At 59.7% G+C, this 22,141-nt stretch carries 19 protein-coding genes and 2 pseudogenes; 12 read left to right on the plus strand and 9 right to left on the minus strand.

Features of this window, described 5'->3' with window-relative positions:
- Window positions 1-340: 340 nt before the first annotated feature.
- From FQ320_RS26610 to FQ320_RS21215, 3 genes and pseudogenes are all read right to left on the minus strand, one after another.
- Window positions 341-540, minus strand: a pseudogene (locus tag FQ320_RS26610) (transposase); the annotation flags it as partial.
- A 167-nt stretch (window positions 541-707) separates the two neighbouring features.
- Complete coding sequence (locus tag FQ320_RS21210) at window positions 708-950, minus strand: DUF1330 domain-containing protein (protein ID WP_187394020.1); 243 nt, start codon at window positions 948-950, stop codon at window positions 708-710.
- 80 nt (window positions 951-1,030) lie between these two features.
- Window positions 1,031-2,041 (minus strand): zinc-binding alcohol dehydrogenase family protein, encoded by a 1,011-nt coding sequence (locus tag FQ320_RS21215; RefSeq protein WP_148475317.1) that lies wholly within the window; start codon window positions 2,039-2,041, stop codon window positions 1,031-1,033.
- Window positions 2,042-2,157: 116 nt separating this feature from the next.
- Between FQ320_RS21215 and FQ320_RS21220 the strand changes: the two genes are divergently transcribed.
- Together FQ320_RS21220 and FQ320_RS21225 are read left to right on the plus strand one after the other, a co-directional pair.
- Window positions 2,158-3,072, plus strand: a complete 915-nt coding sequence (locus FQ320_RS21220; protein ID WP_148475318.1) for a LysR family transcriptional regulator — start codon at window positions 2,158-2,160, stop codon at window positions 3,070-3,072.
- Window positions 3,073-3,141: 69 nt separating this feature from the next.
- Window positions 3,142-3,318: pseudogene (locus FQ320_RS21225) on the plus strand (transposase); the annotation flags it as partial.
- A gap of 69 nt (window positions 3,319-3,387) precedes the next feature.
- Here the strand turns inward: FQ320_RS21225 and FQ320_RS21230 are convergent.
- Complete coding sequence (locus FQ320_RS21230) at window positions 3,388-4,227, minus strand: LysR family transcriptional regulator (RefSeq protein WP_148475319.1); 840 nt, start codon at window positions 4,225-4,227, stop codon at window positions 3,388-3,390.
- A gap of 95 nt (window positions 4,228-4,322) precedes the next feature.
- On the opposite strand from FQ320_RS21230, the gene FQ320_RS21235 reads away from it, so the two are divergent.
- The 6 genes from FQ320_RS21235 (at window position 4,323) to FQ320_RS21260 (ending at window position 11,543) form a co-directional block, all read left to right on the plus strand.
- Entirely contained in the window at window positions 4,323-5,036 is a 714-nt protein-coding gene (locus FQ320_RS21235) for a class II aldolase/adducin family protein (RefSeq protein ID WP_148475320.1), read from the plus strand.
- The gene (locus tag FQ320_RS21240) at window positions 5,033-6,505 is read left to right on the plus strand and encodes a sulfatase-like hydrolase/transferase (RefSeq protein WP_148475321.1); all 1,473 of its coding nucleotides are present in this window, start codon (window positions 5,033-5,035) and stop codon (window positions 6,503-6,505) included. The genes FQ320_RS21235 and FQ320_RS21240 overlap by 4 nt, the downstream gene beginning before the upstream one ends.
- 9 nt (window positions 6,506-6,514) lie before the next feature.
- On the plus strand, window positions 6,515-8,050 hold the full coding sequence (locus tag FQ320_RS21245; RefSeq protein WP_148475322.1) for an ABC transporter substrate-binding protein: 1,536 nt from the start codon (window positions 6,515-6,517) through the stop codon (window positions 8,048-8,050).
- Between the two features lie 81 nt (window positions 8,051-8,131).
- On the plus strand, window positions 8,132-9,088 hold the full coding sequence (locus FQ320_RS21250) for an ABC transporter permease (RefSeq protein WP_148475323.1): 957 nt from the start codon (window positions 8,132-8,134) through the stop codon (window positions 9,086-9,088).
- Window positions 9,089-9,090: 2 nt separating this feature from the next.
- The gene (locus tag FQ320_RS21255) at window positions 9,091-9,918 is read left to right on the plus strand and encodes an ABC transporter permease (RefSeq protein ID WP_255509654.1); all 828 of its coding nucleotides are present in this window, start codon (window positions 9,091-9,093) and stop codon (window positions 9,916-9,918) included.
- Complete coding sequence (locus tag FQ320_RS21260) at window positions 9,915-11,543, plus strand: ABC transporter ATP-binding protein (RefSeq protein WP_148475325.1); 1,629 nt, start codon at window positions 9,915-9,917, stop codon at window positions 11,541-11,543. The genes FQ320_RS21255 and FQ320_RS21260 overlap by 4 nt, the downstream gene beginning before the upstream one ends.
- Before the next feature lie 230 nt (window positions 11,544-11,773).
- Here the strand turns inward: FQ320_RS21260 and FQ320_RS21265 are convergent, their stop codons facing one another.
- The 3 genes from FQ320_RS21265 to FQ320_RS21275 are packed head-to-tail and all read right to left on the minus strand — an operon-like array spanning window position 11,774 to window position 15,191.
- Window positions 11,774-12,094 carry a hypothetical protein gene (locus FQ320_RS21265; RefSeq protein ID WP_148475326.1) on the minus strand — a complete coding sequence of 107 codons (321 nt, stop codon included), beginning with the start codon at window positions 12,092-12,094 and terminating at the stop codon, window positions 11,774-11,776.
- A complete protein-coding gene (ctaD, locus tag FQ320_RS21270; RefSeq protein WP_148475327.1) occupies window positions 12,091-14,574 on the minus strand; it encodes a cytochrome c oxidase subunit I in 2,484 nt (827 codons plus the stop codon). Before ctaD ends, FQ320_RS21265 begins: the two co-directional genes overlap by 4 nt.
- A complete protein-coding gene (locus FQ320_RS21275; protein WP_255509655.1) occupies window positions 14,571-15,191 on the minus strand; it encodes a cytochrome c oxidase subunit II in 621 nt (206 codons plus the stop codon). Before FQ320_RS21275 ends, ctaD begins: the two co-directional genes overlap by 4 nt.
- A gap of 66 nt (window positions 15,192-15,257) precedes the next feature.
- On the opposite strand from FQ320_RS21275, the gene FQ320_RS21280 reads away from it, so the two are divergent.
- Window positions 15,258-15,773, plus strand: coding sequence for a DUF2231 domain-containing protein (locus FQ320_RS21280; protein WP_148475328.1), 516 nt, complete (start codon window positions 15,258-15,260; stop codon window positions 15,771-15,773).
- Here FQ320_RS21280 and FQ320_RS21285 read toward each other — a convergent pair.
- Window positions 15,743-16,255 (minus strand): CopD family protein, encoded by a 513-nt coding sequence (locus tag FQ320_RS21285; protein ID WP_148475329.1) that lies wholly within the window; start codon window positions 16,253-16,255, stop codon window positions 15,743-15,745. The two genes, FQ320_RS21280 and FQ320_RS21285, sit on opposite strands and share 31 nt — an antisense overlap.
- Window positions 16,249-16,950 (minus strand): cytochrome c oxidase assembly protein, encoded by a 702-nt coding sequence (locus tag FQ320_RS21290; protein WP_148475330.1) that lies wholly within the window; start codon window positions 16,948-16,950, stop codon window positions 16,249-16,251. The genes FQ320_RS21285 and FQ320_RS21290 overlap by 7 nt, the downstream gene beginning before the upstream one ends.
- A 436-nt stretch (window positions 16,951-17,386) precedes the next feature.
- On the opposite strand from FQ320_RS21290, the gene FQ320_RS21295 reads away from it, so the two are divergent.
- From FQ320_RS21295 to FQ320_RS21305, 3 genes are read left to right on the plus strand one after another with little or no spacing between them, the layout of a single operon-like run.
- The gene (locus FQ320_RS21295) at window positions 17,387-20,194 is read left to right on the plus strand and encodes a xanthine dehydrogenase family protein molybdopterin-binding subunit (protein ID WP_148475331.1); all 2,808 of its coding nucleotides are present in this window, start codon (window positions 17,387-17,389) and stop codon (window positions 20,192-20,194) included.
- Window positions 20,194-20,760: a (2Fe-2S)-binding protein gene (locus FQ320_RS21300; RefSeq protein WP_148475332.1), complete on the plus strand. Its 567-nt coding sequence runs from the start codon at window positions 20,194-20,196 to the stop codon at window positions 20,758-20,760. Before FQ320_RS21295 ends, FQ320_RS21300 begins: the two co-directional genes overlap by 1 nt.
- Window positions 20,757-22,034 carry a cytochrome c gene (locus FQ320_RS21305; RefSeq protein WP_148475333.1) on the plus strand — a complete coding sequence of 426 codons (1,278 nt, stop codon included), beginning with the start codon at window positions 20,757-20,759 and terminating at the stop codon, window positions 22,032-22,034. Before FQ320_RS21300 ends, FQ320_RS21305 begins: the two co-directional genes overlap by 4 nt.
- The last annotated feature ends 107 nt before the right edge of the window (window positions 22,035-22,141 follow it).

Genomic DNA, 22,141 nt, shown 5'->3' on the forward strand with positions numbered 1-22,141 from the left:
TCGATCAGATCCGGGTCAGAGAAAGCAGCATTTGCGCAGGAGCCACGAGCTCGGTCTGTTGATATGCCTCTGGTCCGCGCATCGCCATACCGGCCCGCGGTCACATCAGAACCGCACACAGAGGCCTGATACATGACCGCACCCGATCACACGCTCGCGCCGTTCAAAAACCACTTGCATCAATGGGGGCATCCATACATGCACAAATCGGCTGTCGGACGGGGCTCCCCTTTCCCAGACGGATTCATCCCATGGCCTTCGTGACGGGGATGCCAAGGGTGGTGTAGCCATTCAGGATCGCGATACGAACCTGAACCTCCGCGACCTGTCGGTCGAAGTCCCGTGCCATGCATTGCCCCGGCAGTCGCTGCTTGCAGCGATGAGAGGGGATCAGGAGATGCAGCGGACCCTTTGAACCGCGATACGGAATGTTGACCGCAAGCGTCCTCGGCAGATGGTGCTGAAATCTGGCACGTCCCAGTCCAGCCCCGCCAGCCACAAGAGGCTTTCCACAAAGCCCGTCGTCTGGCGAAGCGCCATGCTGGCCGAGTATTGCGCGATAGGCACGACAAGACCAAGGCTCAACCGCCCGGCCTGAAACGCCGCATTGCAGCCACGGTTGATCCGCGGGAAGGTCTGGTGCAATTCACCGCGCATCGAAACATCTTTCGGGTTGGGGCCGCCCCGCAAGGGACAGCCCGCACAGTTCAGGCCAGATCGCCCTGACCCTTGATCAGCCAGTGGAAACTGTCCGACCCGGCATGCCGTGCTTCCAGATGCGGGGCATACTCGGGGTCTTGCATGAACGCTTTCGCTGCGTCTTCCGAGGGCCATTCGATCAGGATCCGCAGGGCGGCTCCGCGTTCCGGGCCTTCGAACTGTTCATGCCCGTATGTGCGGGCGAAGTATTTGCCGCCATGGCGCGCAAGCACCCTATTGGCGGTCGGCAATTAGTCAGGGATCCAGTCATCCTTCAGTGGGGTGACTTCGAGAATGGAACAGGCAGTCAATGGCCTTTCTCCCTGTTGGTTCAGGTGGACAGGCCGGGCAGGACCTGCTTGCCGATCACGCGGCCGGTTTCCTGGAGTTTTTGTGCTTTGGTCAGGGTTTCGACCGTCAGCACATCGGCACGTTCGGTCACGGTGGATTGCAATGTGCCGTCATCCAGCATGTCGGCGACACGGTTCAGCAGATCGCGCTGTACGGCTATGTCTTCGGTACCGAACATCGACCGGGTGAACATGAACTCCCACGAAATGCTCAGCGCCTTTGGCTTGGCAGGGGCAATGTTCAGATTATCGGGGTCGTCAATCAACGCGATATGACCGCGCGGCGCGATCAGTTCCACAATTGCAGGCCAGTGCTGGTCGGTGGCGGTCAGTGCTGCGACGTAAGTCGGGGCAAGTCCAAGGTCGTTCATCTGCGCCGCAAGATCACCGCGGTGGTCGACCACATGATCGGCACCCATCTTGCGCACCCACTCCTGCGTCTCAGGCCGCGAAGCGGTCGCGATGACGGTCAGCCCGGTCAGGCGTTTTGCCAGCTGGATCATGATCGAGCCAACCCCGCCGGCACCGCCGATCACCAGCAGGCTTTGCCCCGCGCCGCCACCTTCAGTCAGGCGGAAGCTGTCGAACAACATCTCCCACGCGGTGATCGCGGTCAGCGGCATCCCCGCAGCCTCGGCAAAGTCCAGCGACTCAGGTTTGCGCCCGACGATGCGTTCGTCAACGGCGTGAAATTCAGCGTTGGTCCCGGCGCGGGTTACGTCGCCGGCGTAGAATACGTCGTCGCCGACCTTATAGCCCGTCACCTCTGTGCCGGTTTCCACAACCACGCCAGCGGCGTCGAAACCAAGAATGCCCGGCCCGCCTTCAGGTGCGCGGGCGGCGCGCAGTTTGACATCGACCGGGTTGACCGAAATGCCTCTGACGGCAACCAAAAGGTCGCGCGGGCCAACCTGCGGGCGATCCACTTCAACGATCTGCAAGGCACCGCTGCCATCTACGGGACCGGTCTGCGTATATCCGATTGCTTTCATTTCGCGCTCCTGAGGTTTGTGCGTCTTCACTTGACAGGAAGATACACCTTTGAAAATCAGAAGAAACGGCGCATATCTGAGTTCAGAATTCCGGTTTTTGATATAATGAGGGTGAGATGGACACCGATACCCTGCGGCTTTTTGTGGCGGCTGCCGAACGCCTGAACATCTCTGCCGCCGGGCGCAGCCTTGGCCTCGCCCCCGCGATGGCCAGTGCGCGTCTGGCAAAGCTCGAGCATGAGCTGGGTGCGGAATTGCTGCACCGCACCACGCGCAAGGTGTCCCTGTCACAGGAAGGCGACGCCTTTCTGCCCTATGCCCGCGAGATCCTAGCCCAATCCGAAGCAGGGCGTGCGGCCCTTGGCCTGAATGCGGCGGAGCCTTCGGGCATATTGCGTTTCGCCGCGCCCAGCAGCTTTGCACAGTTGCACATCATGCCGCTGCTTTCGGCGTTTCACGATCGATATCCGAAGATCACACTGGATCTGCGTCTGTCCGATACCCGGTTCGACCTGATTGAAGGCAGTTTCGACCTCGCCCTGCGCAGCGGGCCCTTGCAGGACAGCAGCCTGCGGGGCCGCAAACTGGCCGATGACACACGTATCCTATGTGCAGCCCCAGACTATCTGGCGCGCAACGGCACGCCGCAAATACCCGAGGACCTGCCGGGTCACGAATTTCTGGCTTGGGCCAATGTTGCCCCACGCACGCTCATCCATATTGATGGCCGGCGAGCGACCCTCGACCCATGCAAGATGATCTGCCGCACGATTCTTGACGACGGCACTTCCCAGCGGGTGGCGACGGTCGCTTGCGGAGGAGTGTCGGTCAACTCTTTGTGGAGCGTCGCGGAGGAACTCGCCGCGGGCCGTCTGGTGCATATCCTGCCAGACTGGCGGCTAGACGACGCCTCAGTCCTCTGGCTGATCTATCCCCGATCGAACGTGCTGACGCCGAAGGTGCGATGCTTCATGGATTTCCTTCTCGAAACCTTGAAGCCGGTTTTGCAAAGAGATCAGATGAACGCCTAGGCGGTGCCTGCATCTAGGGGATTGGTAAACGGGTTGATGTTTGATTCAAGATTGAGAATGGAGGCGATCTTGAGCAGACGAACTTTAACAGATGCGCAGTGGGCGCGGATAGAAGCCCTTCTTCCTGGCAAGCGGGGCGACCGGGGACGGACCGGAATCGATAACCGGCTCTTTGTGGACGCGATTCTCTGGCTGGCCAGAGATGCAACATCGTGGCGAGATTTGCCACCAGAGCTTGGCAATTGGTGACCACACGGGACTTTCGTGAGAGAAACTCAGTTTTGTGGAGCGGATCCGAGCAGTCGTTGGCGCTGATCAACGAAGCTCCTTTTCGGCGGTGAGAGCGACCCAGTCGATGAAGGCCCTGGCTGCCGTTGACTTGGTGCTGTTCAACTTCGCCCAGTAGTGCATCGGCAGATGAAATTCACATGGGCCGATGTCGCGCAGGGAGCCATTCACGATTCCGGTGTTCGCAAGCAACCGAGGCGCGATTGTCCGCCCGCCACCTGCGGCGACGATCTGCAAGGCAATGTGAAAGCTGTCACATTCGATGATCCTGGGGGGCGGGACGTCGTCGGTATCAAGACTCTTTCGAAATCCTTCGAACATCTTTTCAAAGCCGACCACCTGAACGACGCTTAGGTCCGGTACGCTTTTGTCTGTCGGCTCGACCATGATCAGATCCCCTCCGACGATCTGCTTCAGTTTTCCTTCCTTGGTCGGTGCGAGAAAAATCGAGACGTCGGCCTTCACGCCGATCGCGTCGGTTTGCCACAGCGCAGTGCTGAGACGAAAGTCGAGTTCTGGATGCTGGGACAGGAATTGCGTCAGTCTGGGCGACAACCAGTTCAAGGCTAAACTGGTGTTGCATAGGATATGTAACCTTGCCTCGTTCGTTTCACTGAAACGTTCAAGTGCGGCTTCAATTGTTCCGATCCCTTCGGCGACAGATTTGTAGAGTTCGGCCCCGACACTGCTGAGCATGGCGCCGCGCGCCTGCCTCTCGAACAACTGGATCCCAAGCCGTTCTTCCAGACCCTTGATATGTTGACTGACAGCGGCCTGGGTGAGACCGAGTTCTTCGGCGGCGCGGGTGAAATTGCCGTGCCGTGCCGTCGCTTCAAAGCTTCGAATCCAAGAGAGGGGGTGCTGCATGTACTACCGTTTTACTTATGACTTAGGGTAAAAATTATTAATTTGTGCCGCGAGATGCAAGCCCATAGTCCTTGGTGCAGATCAAGGAGAGACAGATGACGCACCAGACTGACCGAGAAGATCTTGCCGCCGCGCTGCGATTTACCGCAAGGTTGGGCCTGCACGAAGGGATCGCGAACCATTACAGTCTGGCGTCGGAGGATGGAAAACGGTTCCTCATCAATCCCTATGGGCAGCACTGGTCGCAGATGCGTGCCTCGGACCTTTTGGATCTGGCTGCCGATTCTGACGGCGCGGGTGATGACAGGATCGACCCGACCGCGGTTGCGATCCATGGCGCGATCCACCGCAGTGTTCCCCACGCCAGATGCATCATGCACCTTCATTCGAAATACGCCACTGTTCTGGCCTGTCTGAAAGATCCGACCCTTCCTGCGATCGACCAGAACACCATGCGCTTTTTCAACCGTGTCGCGGTCGATGACGGGTTCGACGGCATGGGTCTGGGTGACGAGGCCGAGCGTCTGGCGCGCGGCCTTGGCGACCGTTCGATCATGCTGATGGGGCAACACGGCGTTTTGGTCGCTGGGCCGACGGTCGCCCGGTGTTTTGACGACATCTACTATTTCGAACGCGCGGCAGAGACCTACATCACCGCCCTGTCCACCGGGCGCGATCTGAATATCGCAAGCGATGTGGTGGCTGAAAAGACCGCACGCCAATGGGAAAGCTATCCGGGCTTTGCTGATCGTCATTTCGCGGCGATACGCGCCATTCTCAATGCCGAAGAGCCGGAGTACACATCGTGACCAAAGCGGCGCGGAACCTATTGGTGATCATGGCGGATGAACACCGGCGCGATGCGATGGGCTGCATGGGGCACGGTGTCGTCAAGACACCGAACCTCGACGCGCTGGCGGCGCGGGGAACCGTGTTCGACAATGCCTATACGCCGTCGCCGATTTGTGTGCCGGCGCGGGCGGCGCTTGCAACTGGACAATATGTTCACCGTACGGGCAATTGGGACAGTGCTGCGCCCTATGATGGCCATCCCAAAAGCTGGATGCACGCGGTGCGTGACAGCGGCGCAGAGACCTTTTCCTTCGGCAAGCTGCATTTCCGCGGCACCTCGGATGACAATGGTTTCACGCGTGAGGTGTTGCCGATGCATGTCCACGAAGGGCGCGGCTGGACCGTCGGACTGCTGCGCGAGGAGCCGCCGCAATACGATGCGACGCAAGGCCTGGCCGCGGATGTGGGGGCGGGCGAGACAGAGTATTCCGCCTATGATCGGGCCGTCACCCGTCAAGTCGAATCCTGGCTTGCGTCCTGCGATAGTACGACGAAACCCTGGGCCGCCTTTGTTTCCCTCGTGACGCCACATTATCCACTGTGCGCACCGCAAGAGTTTCTTGATCTTTACGACGATGCCGAGATTCCAGAACCGATAGGCCATGGCGATACGGCGGCGCCCGACCATCCTGAGCTTGCCCACTTGGCCGAGTTTTACGACTATGCCCGCCATTTCGAACCCGATGGCGTGAGCAAGGCGCAGGCCGCCTATTTCGCGCTGGTCAGCTTTATGGATGATTGCGTGGGCCGGGTTCTGGCCGCGTTGCGCACTTCGGGGCAGGAAGACGATACGCTTATCGTCTATGTCTCCGATCACGGCGAGATGCTGGGCGACCATGGGTTCTGGACCAAATCGGTGATGTTTGAGGGTTCGGTCGGAGTGCCGATGATCCTGGCCGGGCCGCAAATTCCCGCCGGTCATCGGGTTCAGACTCCGGCGAGCCTTGTCGATATCGCGCCGACCGCGGCCGGGCTTTTCGGCGACACCGCTTTTCAGGACGGGTTGCCCGGCGAGTCTCTTGTGGACCTGGCGGGGGCGCCTGACCGACCCGACCGGACAGTGCTGAGCGAGTATCATGACGGCGGATCCTCCACCGGCAGTTTCATGGTGCGCTGGGATCGCTGGAAATATATTCACTATGCCGGAATGAGGCCGCAGCTCTTCGATCTGGTCGCAGACCCATGCGAGTGCTGCGATCTGGGAGAGTCATCCCAAGCGGAATATGTGACGGCGCGCGACGAAGGGCTGCGGCGGCTCACGGACATCTGCGATCCCGAAAGCGTAAACCACAGTGCGTTTCAGGATCAGCGCCGACGCATTGCAGAACTTGGCGGCCCCGAGGCCTGCCGCGCTCAGGCATTCGGCCACACCCCGGCCCCCCAGACAGGTGACGCGCACCCTCTGGCGAACAATTCAGGAGGATAAGGAGAGAAAATGCTACGGACGAACAGACGGACTTTCATTCAAGGCGCAACGGCTCTCGGTCTTGCATCCACGTTGCCACGTGCGGCATTTGCCCAGCCCACACGCGGCGGGCGTCTTCGTGCCGCCATGGGACACGGCAGCACCTCGGACAGTTTCGATCCGGCACTTTACAGCAACTTCTACATGCGCGCCCAGACCTTCGCCCGCAACAACATGCTGACCGAGATCGCGCCGGACCAAACGCTGCGTGGCGAACTTGCCGAGCGTTTCGAGGCAAATGCCACCGCCGATGTCTGGCGTTTCAAGATCCGTGAAGGGGTCGAATTCCACAATGGCAAGACCCTGACGCCCGAAGATGTCGTCGCCTCGATCGACTATCATCGCGTGGACGGGAGCAAATCGGCCGTAAAATCCAGCGCTGAGAGCATCGCTGAAATCTCGATTGACGGCCCTTGGGTCGTGATGACGCTTCACGAGCCGAACGCCGATTTTGCCTATCTGATATCGGATTTCCACTTTTCGATCTTTCCCTCTGAGAACGGCAAGATCGATTTCTCCGAAGGTGTGGGCACCGGTGGTTATGTCGTGGAAAGCTATGAGCCGGGCGTGCGCACCGAGTTCAAGCGGTTCGCCAACTATTGGAAGCCCGACTCTGCCTATTTCGACGAAATCGAGCTTCTGACCGTTGCCGACAAGACTGCCAGAATAACCGCCATCGCCACCGGACAGGTGGATATTGCCGACCGGATTGATGCCACCACGGCAAGCCGGGTCGAAAGTGCGTCCGGCGTGCGCCTGTTCCGCACCTCGGGACCGCAGCATTTCTCGTTCGCCATGAACGTGACGCAGGATCCCTTCACCGACCGCAATGTCCGGCTGGCCCTGAAATACGCGGTCAACCGCGAAGAAATGGTCGAAAAGATCCTTGGCGGGTATGGTTCGGTCGGCAACGATCATCCGATCCCGAGTTCGTCGCCCTATTTCAATGCGGATCTTGAGCAGCACAGCTATGATCCCGACCGGGCACGCTTTCACATGAAAGAGGCCGGCCTGGACAGCATTTCAACCGAATTGCATGCGGCTGACGCCGCCTTTACCGGCGCAGTCGACGCCGCCACGCTGTACAGCGAAAGCGCCCGTGCGGCGGGGATCGACATCAAGGTCGCCCGTGAACCGAATGATGGGTATTGGAAGAACATTTGGCGGAACAAGCCCTGGGCTGCTTCATTCTGGAGTGGTCGGCCAACCGCCGACGCGATGTTCTCGCTGACTTATGCCAGCGGCGCGCCGTGGAACGAGACCGCTTGGAATAACGAAAGATTCGATAAAATCCTGATCGCCGCCCGTGGTGAACTGGATGAGGGAAAGCGCCGAGAGATGTATCACGAGATGCAGAAACTGGTGCACGACGACGGTGGTGCGGTCGTTCCGATGTTTGCGGATTATATTGTCGGCCTGCGGGATACCGTCGCAACGCCCGAGGTGACGGGCAACAATCTTGACCTCGACGGGCTGCGTTTTCTCGAACGGTGGTGGATGGCCTGATCGGCTGGACCGCGAATGCAAACAAGTGCGGGCGCCGTATGACCACGGCGTCCGCACAACAGTTTCGAGATGGGCTTAGACATGAATCCGATACTCATACTGATCGCCAAGCGGCTTGGCCTGGGGCTGTTGACGCTCTGGTTTGTATCTTTTGGCGTGTTTTTCGCCATCGAGGCTTTGCCGGGCGATACAGCCGAGGCGATCCTCGGTCAGTCCGCGACACCCGAAACGGTGGCCGCGCTGCGTAAGGAGCTTCATCTGAATCAACCGGCTCTACTGCGGTACTGGAACTGGCAGATCGCCGTTCTGACCGGAGATTTCGGAACGTCGCTGTCCAATGGCCGTCCGGTGTCCGAGTTGATCGGGACACGTTTGGGCAACACGATGTTCCTCGCGGGCATGGCGGCCCTGATCTCGGTGCCGCTGGCGCTTTGTTTGGGGTTGCTTGCCGCCCTGTGGCGAAACTCGCTCTTTGACCGGCTGATCAATGCCGTGACGCTGACGTCCATCTCCATGCCCGAGTTCTTCATCGGCTATGTGTTGATATTCGCATTCGCGATCCGGGCGGGCATCCTGCCGCCGATGTCGGCGATTTCTCCGACAATGGGCCTGCCGGACCGGATCGTGTTCACGATCCTGCCGGCGTTGACGCTTACCCTTGTCGTTGTTGCCCATATGATGCGCATGACCCGTGCGTCTTTGGTGAACCTGCTGTCGCTGCCCTATGTTGAAATGGCCCGGCTGAAGGGCGCGCGCGAAATGCGGGTCATCCTGTTCCACGTTCTGCCAAACGCTCTTGGGCCCATCGTCACGGTGATCGCCTTGAACCTGGCCTATCTCATCACCGGCGTCGTGGTCGTTGAAGTGGTGTTCGTCTATCCGGGGTTGGGGCAGTTGCTGGTCGACAGCGTGTCGAGCCGGGATCTGCCGGTGGTGCAGGTGTCCTGCATGATCTTTGCCTCGGCTTACATCCTGTTGAACCTGACCGCCGATGTTATCGCTATCGTCTCCGACCCTCGGCAGTTGCACCGGACATGAGTATGAAAACCCGCCTTGCAAATCTCCGCCAAGTTCCGCCGACGGCCCTGTTCGGGATCGTCATCGTTATCCTTTACATCGTTCTGGCGATCCTGACGCCAGCCCTTACGCCCTATTCCCAACGCGAGATCGTCGGCGGTGCATTCCTGCCATGGACTTCGGCACACCCGCTGGGCACCGACAGTCTGGGCCGCGACATGCTTACCCGGCTGCTTTACGGCGGGCGCAATACGCTGGGCATCGCCTTTGTCACCACCATTCTTGCCTTTGCGATCGGCATGGCTGCCGGGCTTGTCGCGGTGACGGTCGGCGGATGGCTTGAACCGATCCTGTCGCGCATTGTCGACATGCTGATGTCGATTCCGCAACTGATCTTCAAACTGTTCCTGCTGTCGATCTTTGGCACATCCATCCCGACCCTGATCCTGGTCATTGCCGTGCTGGATTCGACGCGAGTGTTTCGCCTGACCCGCGCGGCGGCCAGTTCAATCGCCGTTATGGATTATGTCGAGGCGGCGCGTCTGCGCGGTGAAGGCCCCTGGTGGCTGATGACGCGCGAGATTCTACCCAACATCACAGCGCCACTGATCGCCGAATTCGGGCTTCGCTTTTGTTTCGTCTTTCTCGCCATCGCGGCGCTGTCGTTTCTTGGGCTGGGCATTCAGCCACCGCTTGCGGACTGGGGATCAATGGTGCGGGAAAATGCGACCCTGATCACGTTCGGAGATATCACCCCGCTGATCCCCGCGGCCGCGATTGCGGTCCTCACGATCTCGGTCAATTTCATCGTCGACTGGATGCTTCACAAATCAACGGGACTGAAGGAATGAGTGATCCGACCGCCTTGCTGAAACTACGCGATCTGAGACTGGACGGGCAGGGTGCGTCCGGCACCACCCACATCCTGCGCGGCATCGATCTTGATCTGGCCAAGGGCGAAGTCCTCGGCGTGATCGGTGAAAGCGGTGCGGGAAAATCCTCGCTCGGGCTTGCCGCCATGGGCTTTTGTCGCAACGGCTGCCGTTTTGCCGGAGGTTCCGCAAACTTCGACGGAAACGAATTGATCGGTGCGCGTCCTGCGGTCCTGTCGGGGCTGCGCTCCACCCGGATCGCCTATGTCGCGCAATCGGCAGCGGCAAGCTTTAATCCGGCGTGGCGGTTGATCGACCAGTATTGCGAATTTCCTGTCCTGCGTGGCCTTATGGATCGCAAAGCGGCCGAGAAGGACGCGATAGAGATTTACGAACAACTGCGGTTGCCCAATCCCAAAGAGATCGGCTTTCGCTATCCGCATCAGGTGTCGGGCGGTCAACTGCAGCGGGCAATGACGGCAATGGCCATGTCGTGTCGCCCGGACTTGATCATATTCGATGAGCCGACGACGGCGTTGGACGTGACCACCCAGATTGAAGTCCTCTCGGCCATCCGTAGCGCGGTGAATGAACTGGGTACTGCCGCCCTCTACATCACCCACGATCTTGCAGTTGTCGCACAGATGGCGGATCGGATCATGGTCATGCGCCACGGCGAAGTCGTGGAAGAGGCCGCGACCCGGACCATGCTCGATGCCCCGCGAGAGGCGTATACCAAATCGCTCTGGGCGGTCCGCAACATCCGCCCGCCCGCCAAACCACTGCCGCCGACTGACACTGCGCCCTTGATGCAGATCAGCAACGTGACCGCAGGCTATGGGAGCAACGACACCGCCTTACAGGATATCGGATTCGATGTTCATGCCGGGCGTACCCGTGCCGTCGTCGGCGAAAGCGGATCGGGAAAATCCACAGCCGCCCGTGTGATTGCCGGCCTGCTGCCCCCGCGCAGCGGCGAGGTGCGTCTTGACGGTCAACTTCTTCCGCCCGACTATCGCAAGCGCAGCCGGGATCAGCTGCGCAAGGTACAGTTGATTTATCAGATGGCCGATACCGCCCTGAATCCCCGTCAACGCATAGGCGATATCATCGCCCGCCCGGTTTCGTTCTATGCCGGTCTGCGCGGCCGCGCCCTGCGCGAGCGGGTGCGGGAAATCCTTTCGGATATCGAGCTTGATCCAGACACTTACATGGACCGCAGCCCCGCAGAACTATCGGGCGGACAGAAGCAACGCGTCGGCATTGGACGTGCGCTGGCCGCCGAACCGCAATTCATCATCTGTGATGAAGTCACGAGCGCGCTTGACCAGATCGTAGCGGAAAACATCCTGACGCTGCTGCAGCGGGTGCAGCGCGACTATGGCCTGAGCTATATGTTCATCACGCACGACCTTTCGACGGTGCGCGCCATTGCCGACGATGTCACCGTCATGCAACGCGGCAAAATCGTCGAGCAGGGGACAGCAACGCACATTCTTGAGTGTCCGCAGCACGAGTACACTCGTAAACTGCTTGCCTCCGTGCCTGAAATGGACCCCGACTGGCTTTCAAAACAGGTCAGTGGTGTCGATAGTATTGTGTAGTCACAGGTTCTGGTCTCTTTGGATCAATGTTTGCTATGAAAGAGACGAGAACCGGCAACGAGATACACCGTCGAGTCTCGCCGTGATGCCGTGAGGATCACAATCAACTGATCGCCAAGCTGATCAATGGCGTGTGCTGTCAAATCGCCGTCCGTGATGTCACAGCCGATCAAACCTTCGCGCGCCGCACAGGTCTCGGGCCGGTTCAGCCCGATCGCCCGGCTGCTTCGTTAGGTGCAGTAGGACGTCATGACGACGGGCAGCAATGACCAACCCGTCGCGACAAGGCCGGTCCACCCGGTGGCGTGGCTGACGAAGCTGACGAAGTTCGAGGTCGAAGCCAGACGCGGATGGTAGAGCGCCGCAAGCAGCGTCGCCTGGAGCAAGACGGCAACTATATAGGCCATGATGAGCAGGAGCCGCTGCATTGGAAGGCCCAAAGCCGCACCTTCAATGCCGTGCCCGCAGATCAGGCCATGCAGCCCATAGATTGCACTGAACGCCGCCAGCCATACCAAAGGGGCGATCAGGATTCGTATCAGGTCCGTCATGAGGCGAGACCCGGCAGATGCCCGGCCAGCAGGACGAGCGTGCCAACCACCGAGAGATAGCCGACCCACAGGCCGACAATGGTAAACTCGGCCCGACGCATCGGCGAGGTAAAACCCTGCAGGACACGCGCAATCAGGAAGCTTGCCATCAATGCTCCAAGCACCGCGTGAAACAGCCCGTAGCTACCGAGCACGAACAGCGTTGCGCCGTAGGCATGTGCCTCGGGCGACGGTGTTCGGGCCATCATCGCAGCGCATGCAACAGCAACCGCGAGCGCACCTGCAAGGGTCAGAACAAGGCCGGGCAACGGGCTGCCGTTCCGGCGATTTACAACAATCGCATGGCCGATTGCAAAGCAGCCAAGAGCCGCGCCCAGAATGCCGAAGCCCAACTCGACTGGCGACGCCACGAACCAGGCGGGCGGCGGCCATCCCGGCGCGACGGTCCATAAAAACGCAAAGCCGAACAGGAGCGAGCCGAAGAAGGTCGCGTTGGCGGTCAGAAGGAACACTGTTCCCCACCACCCGGGCGAATGGTCGGTCATGGCGGCATTAAGGAGTGTGATGCCATGTCCCATCGGCAGCGCATCCAGATCTTCCTTGCGGCCCAGCACCCAGACCCACCGCCAAGCGAGATACGCGACACCGGCCACGGCAAGCGGAACGGTCCAATAGAATTTCAACAGCAGCGACAGGAAGAACACGCCAGTGACAGCAGACATGATGATCGGCAGAAGCGTGTTGGTAGGATAGAGCACATGCATATCTGGCCTGCCGCTGGCCACGTCCACCGTCAGCGTTTCACGCCAGCCGTGGCGAGGCGTTGCCAGATACCCTTCGCCCCGTGCCAGTCGCACGGCGAGGTCCGGTTCCTGGGTCAGCGGTTCCCGACTGGTTACATGGGGCAGGCTGGCTAAATTATAGGCAGGCGGCGGGGTGATCATGGCCCATTCCAGCGTGCCCGCCCGCCAAGGATTGCGTCGCCCCCGGGCGGCAGTCAGCGCGTGCAGAATCACGTCGATCAGGATCATCCCGATGCCGATGGCAAGGACGAAGCTGCCCACCGATGAGATCAGGTTGATCGCGGTCCACCCGTCCTCGGGCGCATAGGTCGGGATGCGCCGTCGCTGGCCCAACAGCCCCACCCAATGCATCGCCAAAAACGTGACATGGAAGCCGATGAAGACAAGGGCAAAGGCCAGCTCGCCCAGATGAAAGAAACGCCGCCGTCCGGTGAAATGCGGCAGCCAGTAATACACCCCGGCGAAGATCGGAAAGACAAAGCCGCCGAACAGCACATAGTGCAGGTGTGCCGTGATGAACGCGGTATCATGGGCCTGCCAATCGAAGGGTACCACGGCCACCATCACCCCGGTCAGCCCGCCAATGACGAAGGTGGCGAAGAACCCAAGGATGTGAAGCATCGGTAGGCGCAGCTCTGGCCGACCTTTCCAGATCGTGCCGATCCAGGCAAAAATCTGCACCCCCGTCGGCACGGCAACCAGCGTGGACGCCGCCGAGAAAAAGGCCAGCCCCATATGCGGAATGCCAGTGGTGAACATATGATGGACCCACAGACCGAACGACAGAAAGGCCAGCGACACCGCCGCTGCGACGATCCAGCCATATCCCAACAGCGTGGTGCGACACATCACCGGCAGAACGGTCGAGATCACGCCCGCCGCCGGCAGAAAGATAATATAGACCTCGGGGTGACCGAACAGCCAGAACAGATGCTGCCAAAGCAGACTGTCGCCGCCCAGTTCGGCCTGAAAGAAAGGCAGGCCGAAGGCGCGCTCGACCTCCAGCAGGATCGAGCCGAGGATCAGCGGCGGAAACCCGGTCAGGATCATCAGCGCCGTGATCAGCGCATACCAGGCAAAGATCGGCATCTTGTCCAGCGACATGCCCGGCGCTCGGTATTTCAGGATTGAAACCGTAATCTCGACCGCGGCGGCGATGGCCGAAATCTCGACAAAGGTGATGCCTATCAGCCAGAAGTCGGTGTTGATTCCCGGCGAATAAAGCGGGCCGCTCAGCGGCGGATACATGAACCATCCGCCATCCGGTGCAATGCCGAGCACCATCGCCACAAGCAGCATTGTTCCGCCAAAAACGTAGCACCAGAAGCCATAGGCAGTCAGGCGCGGGAAGGCGAGATCGCGTGTGCCAAGGAGTTTCGGCAAAAGGTAGATCGCCAGCCCCTCGAACGTCGGAATGGCAAACAGGAACATCATGATGGTCCCGTGCATCGTGAAAATCTGGTTATAGATCTCTGGCCCTGCAAAGGCCGATTGTGGTGTGGCAAGCTGTGCGCGGATCAGCATCGCCAGCAGGCCACCGATGATGAAAAAGAAAAACGCGGTGACCAGAAACATCCGGCCCAGATCGGTGTGGTTCACGGTCGAGAACCAGCCGCGCCATCCCGGCTCGGACGCCCAGATCGCGGTCAGCTTTCGATGGCGCTCTAGGGCGTTCATTCAGTATCACCTTTCAGAAATGCATCCCATCCCGCCGCATCATGGGCGGTGACCGAGAAAGTGAATCGGTCATATCCAGCACCGCTGAATTCGGCGCTGACCCCGGCATAGGTGCCGGGCGCGTCCGCCTCGATCCGCAGAGTGTTAACGCGCCCGGGTATCGCGTCAAGTTTGCCCGCCAGGCGCGGCACCCAGAAACTGTGGATGACATCGGCGGTGGTGATCGCTACGTCGACAGGCCGACCGGCTGGGATATGCAGAATGTCTTGGGTCGTGCGCCCGGGTGCATCCTCATAGCTGAACGTCCAGACCCAACGACGGCCCTCAGCGCCCACGCGGGCCACGTCGTCACCCTCGCGGGGCAACAATCGCTCTCCGATGGCAAGGCCATAGACAAGCAGCGCGGCGAGGACTGACATGGGAAACACAAGGCCCAGTCCGATGATCCAGATACGCACTTGCTGTGGCTCATCGCCAGGGCCTTTGCGTCGGCGGAACGCCAGCACCAAAAGCACCATGACCAGCCCAAAAATCAGCGCGGCGCTGGCCAGCATCACCCACCAAAGCGTTGCTATAGTCTGTGCTGCCGGCCCTGCCGGATCGACGGCTGAAAGCACCCCCTTGCAACCGGGAAGCGTTGAAAGTGTTATTGCAGGAATGACAAGCCGGAGAATGGTGGCGACATGGCAACGGAAAATGCAGAGAATGAACCCGAAGACCTGATCGACCCAATCAGCGAGCTGCCGGGTTTCCACGAAACGGAATCGCGCATTGCCGTGCTTGGCCACCCGATTCACGCGATGAGCGTCGCATTTCCGGTGGCCCTGACGTTCTGCGTTCTCGGTGCGGATGTGCTTTATTGGTGGACGGGCGACGCGTTCTGGGCACGGGCCGCGCTTTGGGCTGCGGGAACCGGATTTCTGTTCGGCATGTTCGCCGGATTTTCGGGCACTGCCGAGCTTTTGCTGGTCCCGGGTATCCGTGCCCGCGCTCCGGCCTGGACGCACTTTATCATCGCGGTGACCTTGCTTTCCCTCCTCGGGGCAAACTGGGGCTATCGGCTGTACGGCTATGAACAGGCGGTGTTGCCCTATGGCATACTGCTGTCGGGGCTGTGCGTGCTGCTGGTCAGTTTCACAGGGTGGCATGGCGGCAAGCTCGTTTTCGATTATCGGCTCGGAACGTCGAAGGGCAGCTGACCACCCCTGGGCGTCAACAGCCATTCAGGAAAGTCGATCCAATCAAACGCCGGTTTGGCAAGCACCAAGGGCAGGATCACAAGGATCGGTATCAGGACCGCGACGACGACAAAGAACGGTTGCGGCGGGTTCTGGTGGGTTGGCTCTTCGGCAACTTTCGCGACGATGTGACCGATCCAGGCATGGGAGGCGACCAGCAGCGCAACAAAGGCAAGTTTGGCGAACAGCCAAGGCTCGAAGGCTTCGCGCAAAAAAATCAGCCACGTCCCAGCGATTACGGCGATGACTGCCGCTGGCGTGACGCAAAGCGTGTAGGTGATATGTGTGGCGTGACGTATCATGCGGTAATCATCAGCCATCACCGAGGGGCCGTGCCGCGAAAGCATCAAGGGCAGCGCAAGAAGCCCACCGCACCACATGATCAGCGCCGCGATGTGCACGACCTTGAAGATCGGAATTGCCGAGACAAGCCAGTCTAGCACGCGGCACTGCCCGTCAGTCGGGTCCAGCTGCGTCGCGCCAAGACCACGGCGGCGACAGCATAGGGAACGCCGGCAGGCACCCACATGATCAGCCCGCCAAGCTGCTGATCATAAAGCGGTGTCATATTCCATTCGAATGGCGCCATGACGTGTGCCGCATAAAGCACCGAGGGCGCGAAAGTGAGAACCGCGCCCAGCATGCCCATCTGTGCAAAGCTTGCCACGACAAACAGAAGTCGCTCGACCGGCGCATTCTCGGCGGTGAAAACCGCGCTCCAGAACCAGACCGCGCTGCCCAAAAGGGTGAGTTGCATCAACCAGTAGACAACGACATTCGAAAGCGCCAGATCATAGGCCGCTGGGTGGTGCCAGGCCCAGAGCACCAGTGTCGATGCTGCAAATGGCAAAGAGATTCCACCGGTTGGACTTTTGCGAAGCGCCAACGCAAGGAGCGGTGCGGCCCCGGCGACCAAGAGAACGTGATGCACAACCCGCGCCGAAAACAAGGCCGAGGAAAGCGCGCATAACGGTGAGACAAAAGCCAGAAACATGATCGCCACCGCTGCCAGCCCCGCCGGTTCGCGCCGCAATATCAGCGCCATGCCGACCAGGACGGCAATGAGAACGGGGTCAAGATTCCAGCTTGCCCAGAGGTTTTGTGGCAACGGCGGTGGCCCGCAGTAGATCCCGTCCATTTCGAAGTATTCCCGTCGTGTACACTAGGCGATGTCGTTACTATGCGCGGAGGGTTCGTTTTTGACAAACTCTTCGGGCGACCCGTGGTTCCGATCCGCCCATCGGCAATTTACGACCGCCCAGAACGAATGACCGAACCTGCACGCGCCCAGTGCGGATGGGATCGCATCTGACCTTGAGGCTCGTGATCGCAAGGCATTTTCAGACGCCACACGCCTTTTGCCACGCACTGCCTGATCATCCCCGGAGCGCTGTCGAAGAGCCTTCCACCCACAGCGGAGGGAGCCGTCCACCGCCTTGGCGTCTCTACCAAATCAAAGGCACGAAAAGTTTTTTGTGAACCAATGCCTTGCGCGGGGCGTTAACTCAGGGATAGGCCGGTAAGCGTACCCGCGCGAGCCAGCTATCCGAACCGCGCCCAACGACGGAGAGCACGTGCCTCATCTCGATTTATCCCGCCGCAATTTTCTGGCAGCGGCCGCTGCCCTTGGGGTAAGCGCTGCTGTACGCCCCCTCAGTCAGGCGCAGGCCGCAATGGTTGCGTCTCCGGTGGGGCAGGATCCGGGGTGGTTTGCGGGTGGACGCTTGCGCTACCGTCGCGATGGCATGGCAAAGGTGACGGGCAGCAAAGTTTTTGCAATCGACATGCGCGCCCGCGATCTGGACGGCTGGCCCGATCACCAATCTCACGCGCTGACTCTCCATGTGCCGCGCGCGGATCGGGTGTATCTGGGGCTTGACCTGTCGGTGCTTGAACCGGATCTGGCCCCCGATGTTCTGATTGATGCCGAACGTCTGGCCAAAGACAAGGTGACCATGCCCGATGCCGATTTCTATGGCGATTTTTTCCTAGAACCGGGCAATGTGTCTCCCATGCTTGGGCAACCTGTCGCCTTGGGAATCTGGCACGATTACGAACGCTTCCGCGCGGCGCGCAAACTGCTGCAATTCAACAACGACATTTTCCGCTTTGGTGAACAGGCTGATCCACCCAAACGCGCCCCCTATGGTGCGGCGCGCTTTGTGCGCATTGGCGGCGATGATCCGCGTGGCGCAGACCGGTTTTCACCGATGAAGGATTACGTTGTCTGGCCCGATACCGATGAATCCGGCGTGCAGTGGCCCGCTCATGACCACCCCGCATTTGGCGCGGCCATGGGCCACTCGTCGGACATCCAATCCGAAATGGAAAATCCGCCAGAAGGCTCGCGCACCTTTGCGCGCGAATATCGCAGCCAGTCGATTGATCCCTGCGCGATGGAGATGGAGAACGGTCTGGGCTGGTATGATCCGGATTCAGGCCGCCTGAATGTGGTGGGCGCGACCCAATCGCCCTATTCGGCGGCCCATCATATCCTAGAAATGATGTCGGCCAGTACGCTGCCCCTGAAAGCTTTGGATTTCGTGACCGGCTATACCGTGGGCTATGGCCAGAAAGAGCACCAGTCCTTTCCCTATTACGTCGCCATGGCCGCGCTTTATGGCGACGGCAACCCTGTGCGGCTTGCTCTTGATCGCTGGCAACATTTCCAGTTTGCGCTTAAACGGCACCCGTTCGATATTCGCACCGCCCTGACCGTTGATAAGGACGGGCAGTTTCAGGCCATGAGCTGCGACATGACGGGCGATGGCGGCGGCGTCATGAACTTCAGTCCATCGGTCGGAACGGTTGCGGTGACTGCAGCGCAATCCGTCTATTACATGCCCAAAAGCGATATGTCGGTTCAGGTTCTTCCTTCAATTGGTGTCACGTCAGGGTCGATGCGCGGATACGGCACGCTGCAATCCATGGCCACGACCGAAATGTTGGTCGATGAGATCGCGGATGAAATTGGCATGGACGCGATTGAGTTGCGCCGCAAAAATGTCATCCAGAGCGGCATGAAAAACACCCAAGGTGCCGTGCCATCCGGCCATTTGCGCATTGGCGAGATTTTGGACATCGCCCGCCAAGATCCCCTGTGGACCGAACGCGCGGACCGCAAAGCGGCCTATGAGGCTGAAAACCCCGGTACGCTATACGGGCTTGGCTTTGCCTCGGTGCAAAAGGACTTCGGCACAGGGGCCGAGGCGGCAGTGGTCCGGCTTGAGATCACGCCAGAGGGGCGTTTGAAAATGCGCCATGTCGCGGCCGAGATTGGCGCCGGTGCGACCACATCACAGATGCTGGTGACAGAGCCCTATCTGGGGCGTCCGGCGGATGAGGTTGAATTTTCGGTGCAGCATTGGCCGGAAATGCCGCTGAAAACCGAGGATCAACCATACACCACCCCGCAAGAGGAAGAGGATCAGCTTTCGCAGGATCCCTATTGGGTGCCGCGGTTCACTTCGCCGCGCTCTGCCTCGAACTCGGCTTACTATTTCACCCATGCAACGCAACAGGCGGCGCAACTGCTGCTGCGCTTGGCCCTGTGGCCATCGGCCCTTGCCATTTGGGGGGCTGGACCGTCCGGGGGGCAATCTACGCCCGAGCCTCTGCGCTTTGAGGATGCCGAGTGGCGGGATGGAATGTTGGTTGCCCGCTCGATGGAGCCTTTATCTCTGGAACGGCTGGCAAAGCGCGCCCATGAGAAGGGCAGCATCACCGGCGTCTGCATTCATACCTTTAACCGTTGGGCATGGACCGAGGCCGAATTTGAGGTTGAGGGCCAAAGCTTTCGCGCGCCCATTGATGCGCTTTCGGTAAAATGGGGGACCGGTGCGGATGCCGCACGCAAGGCCCAGATGACGGATGGCGGTTATGCCTTTCAACCGCGGACAAAAGTGTATTACCCCCCCGTTCAGCGCAACAATGCTGGCACGGTTTACTATGCCCCCTGCGCCACCCTTGTCGAACTGGGGGTCGCAACCGGATCCGGCAAAGTGACCATCCTGTCCCACAAGACATGGCTTGAATGCGGGACCCAGATCGTGCCTGAACTTGTCTCGGGTCAGCTTCAGGGCGGTATCGCCATGGGGATTGGCCACGCCCTGTATGAGGATTTGCCAACTGACGCCGATGGTCCGGGCAATGGAACGTGGAATTACAGCCGCTATCACCTGCCGCGCGCCTCGGAAGTTGGGGTCTGGACGCAGACAGGCCACGTGTTGCCGCCCTTATCGGGTGAAGATCCCCCCAAAGGCATGGCCGAGGTTGTGATGATTCCGATCGTCGGGGCTTGTGCCAACGCAATCGCCCATGCCACCGGGCATCGTTTCTATAGTTTTCCAATCAGCGCATCGCGTATTCAGGAGGTGTTGTAATGATTGAGAAAATTAGTTTCTCCGCAACGATCAATGGCCAAAAGGTGGGGCCGATGGATGTGCCGCAAGACCTGATGATGGTTGAACTGTTGCAGGAATATCTGAATCTCACCGGCACCCGTCTGTCCTGTGGTCAAGGGATGTGCAGCGCCTGCCGGGTCATTGTCGATGACCCCGCCAAAGGCACCTATACAGTCGCGGCCTGTGTGACCGGTGTTGCTTGGCTGAACGGCAAGACGGTTCGCACCATCGAAGGGATTGCCGGCGAAGATGGCCAAGGCGCGCCGTTGCCCTCGGCCATTCAACAGGCGTTTCTTGAGCATTTCTCGTTCCAGTGCAGCTATTGCACACCCGGCTTCGTCAACTCGGCGACAGTGCTGGTTGAACAGCTTGAGCGTTCACCAATCGCTGCCGATCGGGTTGAAGATGTGGTCCTTGAGTCGCTTGATAAACACATCTGCCGCTGTACCGGTTATGTCCGGTATTATCAGGCAGTAAAGGACGTGATCCTCAGCACGCCGGGCCTCACCCATGAAAATCCAGTCGTGTTGGAGCGTCCAGCATGAATCGCTTTTTGCGCATCGTCACCCTTTTCGCACTGTTTGGCCTTGTCGTGTTGGGCACGGTCTATTGGATCGGACGCGGCAGCGGCGATATCCCTGCGGCCAGCGTCGATTTCGCCAGTCTGGACGGTGATCAACGGCAAGAGATGCTGGAACGGGGAGAATGGGTTGCTCATGCCTCGGACTGTGCGGCGTGCCATACCGATCCGTCGGGCGGCTCTGATCTTGCCGGCGGGTTACCGATGGAAACGCCCATGGGGACGATCTATGGCACCAATATCACGCCGTCCGACGACCATGGCATCGGTGGTTGGAGCGCCGATGATCTTTACCGCGCCGTTGCCTGGGGTGTGGCTCCGGGCGATAAAAACCTTTATCCTGCTATGCCTTATCCCAGCTATCACCAGATCACGCGCGCGGATTCCGACGCGTTGTGGGTTTGGCTCATGGCACAGCGCCCGGTAAATAAACCGAACCGTTCCAACGACCTGATCTTTCCGTTCAATATTCGCCCCGCGGTGACCCTATGGAACGCATTCTTCCGCCCCGATGCAGAGCCGTTTCAACCCGATGAAACGCCGGCCGCGCAAGGCGAATATCTTGTGAATGTGCTGGGCCATTGCGGTGAATGCCACACTCCACGCAATCTTGCCTATGCGTTGACTGATGATCATCTGGCGGGTGAAGTGATTGAGGGGGCTTACGCGCCCGATCTGCGGCCTGATGCCTTGGCGCGGCGCGGTTGGACCGAAGACGATCTGGTGACGTTCCTGCACCGTGGTTTATCACCTCAGGGCGTGATGACATTTGGCATGTTTCCTGTGCTGTCACACTCCACCAGCCACCTGGCCACCGATGACTTGGAGGCAATATCGTCCTATCTTACTGCCGGGCAAACAATGACTGGCCCACAAATGGACAAGCCTGTCGCAGTATTGTCGCCCGAGGGCGCATCACTTTATACTGGGCTCTGCGCCGGGTGCCATGGCACGGACGGCGCTGGTCAGCCCAATTCGTCAGTGCGCCTCGATGTTAATACGACGGCGATGTACACCAATCCATTAAATTTGATCCGGGTCATCGCAGAAGGCATCCCCGAGCGTGACCTAGCCCAAGGAGAGCGGATGCAGGCCATGCCAGCGTTCGATCAAATGCTCTCAGATCAACAAATGACCGAGTTGGTAAATTACCTGCGCCAGCGTTGGGGCGGTCAAGAGGGTGATGTAACAGCAGAGGTGGTGCAATCGGCCCGAGAAGAAGGCCATGCAGCACGTTAATGGTCGGGTCATATTGTGAGATATTGACCCGCGTATCGATCAATCAGCCTCCGGCAAACCCGGCGCGGTTCACTCTGGCCAACAGCGCCTGCGGGCGATTTTGCAGT

Source organism: Oceaniovalibus sp. ACAM 378, assembly GCF_008085915.1.
GTDB lineage: Bacteria > Pseudomonadota > Alphaproteobacteria > Rhodobacterales > Rhodobacteraceae > Oceaniglobus.

Coding starts and splice junctions, on each gene's coding strand:
- FQ320_RS21215 (WP_148475317.1), bottom strand. CDS start 2,041: ATGAAAGCAATCGGATATACGCAGACCGGTCCCGTAGATGGCAGCGGT.
- FQ320_RS21220 (WP_148475318.1), top strand. CDS start 2,158: ATGGACACCGATACCCTGCGGCTTTTTGTGGCGGCTGCCGAACGCCTG.
- FQ320_RS21230 (WP_148475319.1), bottom strand. CDS start 4,227: ATGCAGCACCCCCTCTCTTGGATTCGAAGCTTTGAAGCGACGGCACGG.
- FQ320_RS21235 (WP_148475320.1), top strand. CDS start 4,323: ATGACGCACCAGACTGACCGAGAAGATCTTGCCGCCGCGCTGCGATTT.
- FQ320_RS21245 (WP_148475322.1), top strand. CDS start 6,515: ATGCTACGGACGAACAGACGGACTTTCATTCAAGGCGCAACGGCTCTC.
- FQ320_RS21250 (WP_148475323.1), top strand. CDS start 8,132: ATGAATCCGATACTCATACTGATCGCCAAGCGGCTTGGCCTGGGGCTG.
- FQ320_RS21255 (WP_255509654.1), top strand. CDS start 9,091: ATGAAAACCCGCCTTGCAAATCTCCGCCAAGTTCCGCCGACGGCCCTG.
- FQ320_RS21260 (WP_148475325.1), top strand. CDS start 9,915: ATGAGTGATCCGACCGCCTTGCTGAAACTACGCGATCTGAGACTGGAC.
- FQ320_RS21265 (WP_148475326.1), bottom strand. CDS start 12,094: ATGACGGACCTGATACGAATCCTGATCGCCCCTTTGGTATGGCTGGCG.
- ctaD (WP_148475327.1), bottom strand. CDS start 14,574: ATGAACGCCCTAGAGCGCCATCGAAAGCTGACCGCGATCTGGGCGTCC.
- FQ320_RS21280 (WP_148475328.1), top strand. CDS start 15,258: ATGGCAACGGAAAATGCAGAGAATGAACCCGAAGACCTGATCGACCCA.
- FQ320_RS21290 (WP_148475330.1), bottom strand. CDS start 16,950: ATGGACGGGATCTACTGCGGGCCACCGCCGTTGCCACAAAACCTCTGG.
- FQ320_RS21300 (WP_148475332.1), top strand. CDS start 20,194: ATGATTGAGAAAATTAGTTTCTCCGCAACGATCAATGGCCAAAAGGTG.
- FQ320_RS21305 (WP_148475333.1), top strand. CDS start 20,757: ATGAATCGCTTTTTGCGCATCGTCACCCTTTTCGCACTGTTTGGCCTT.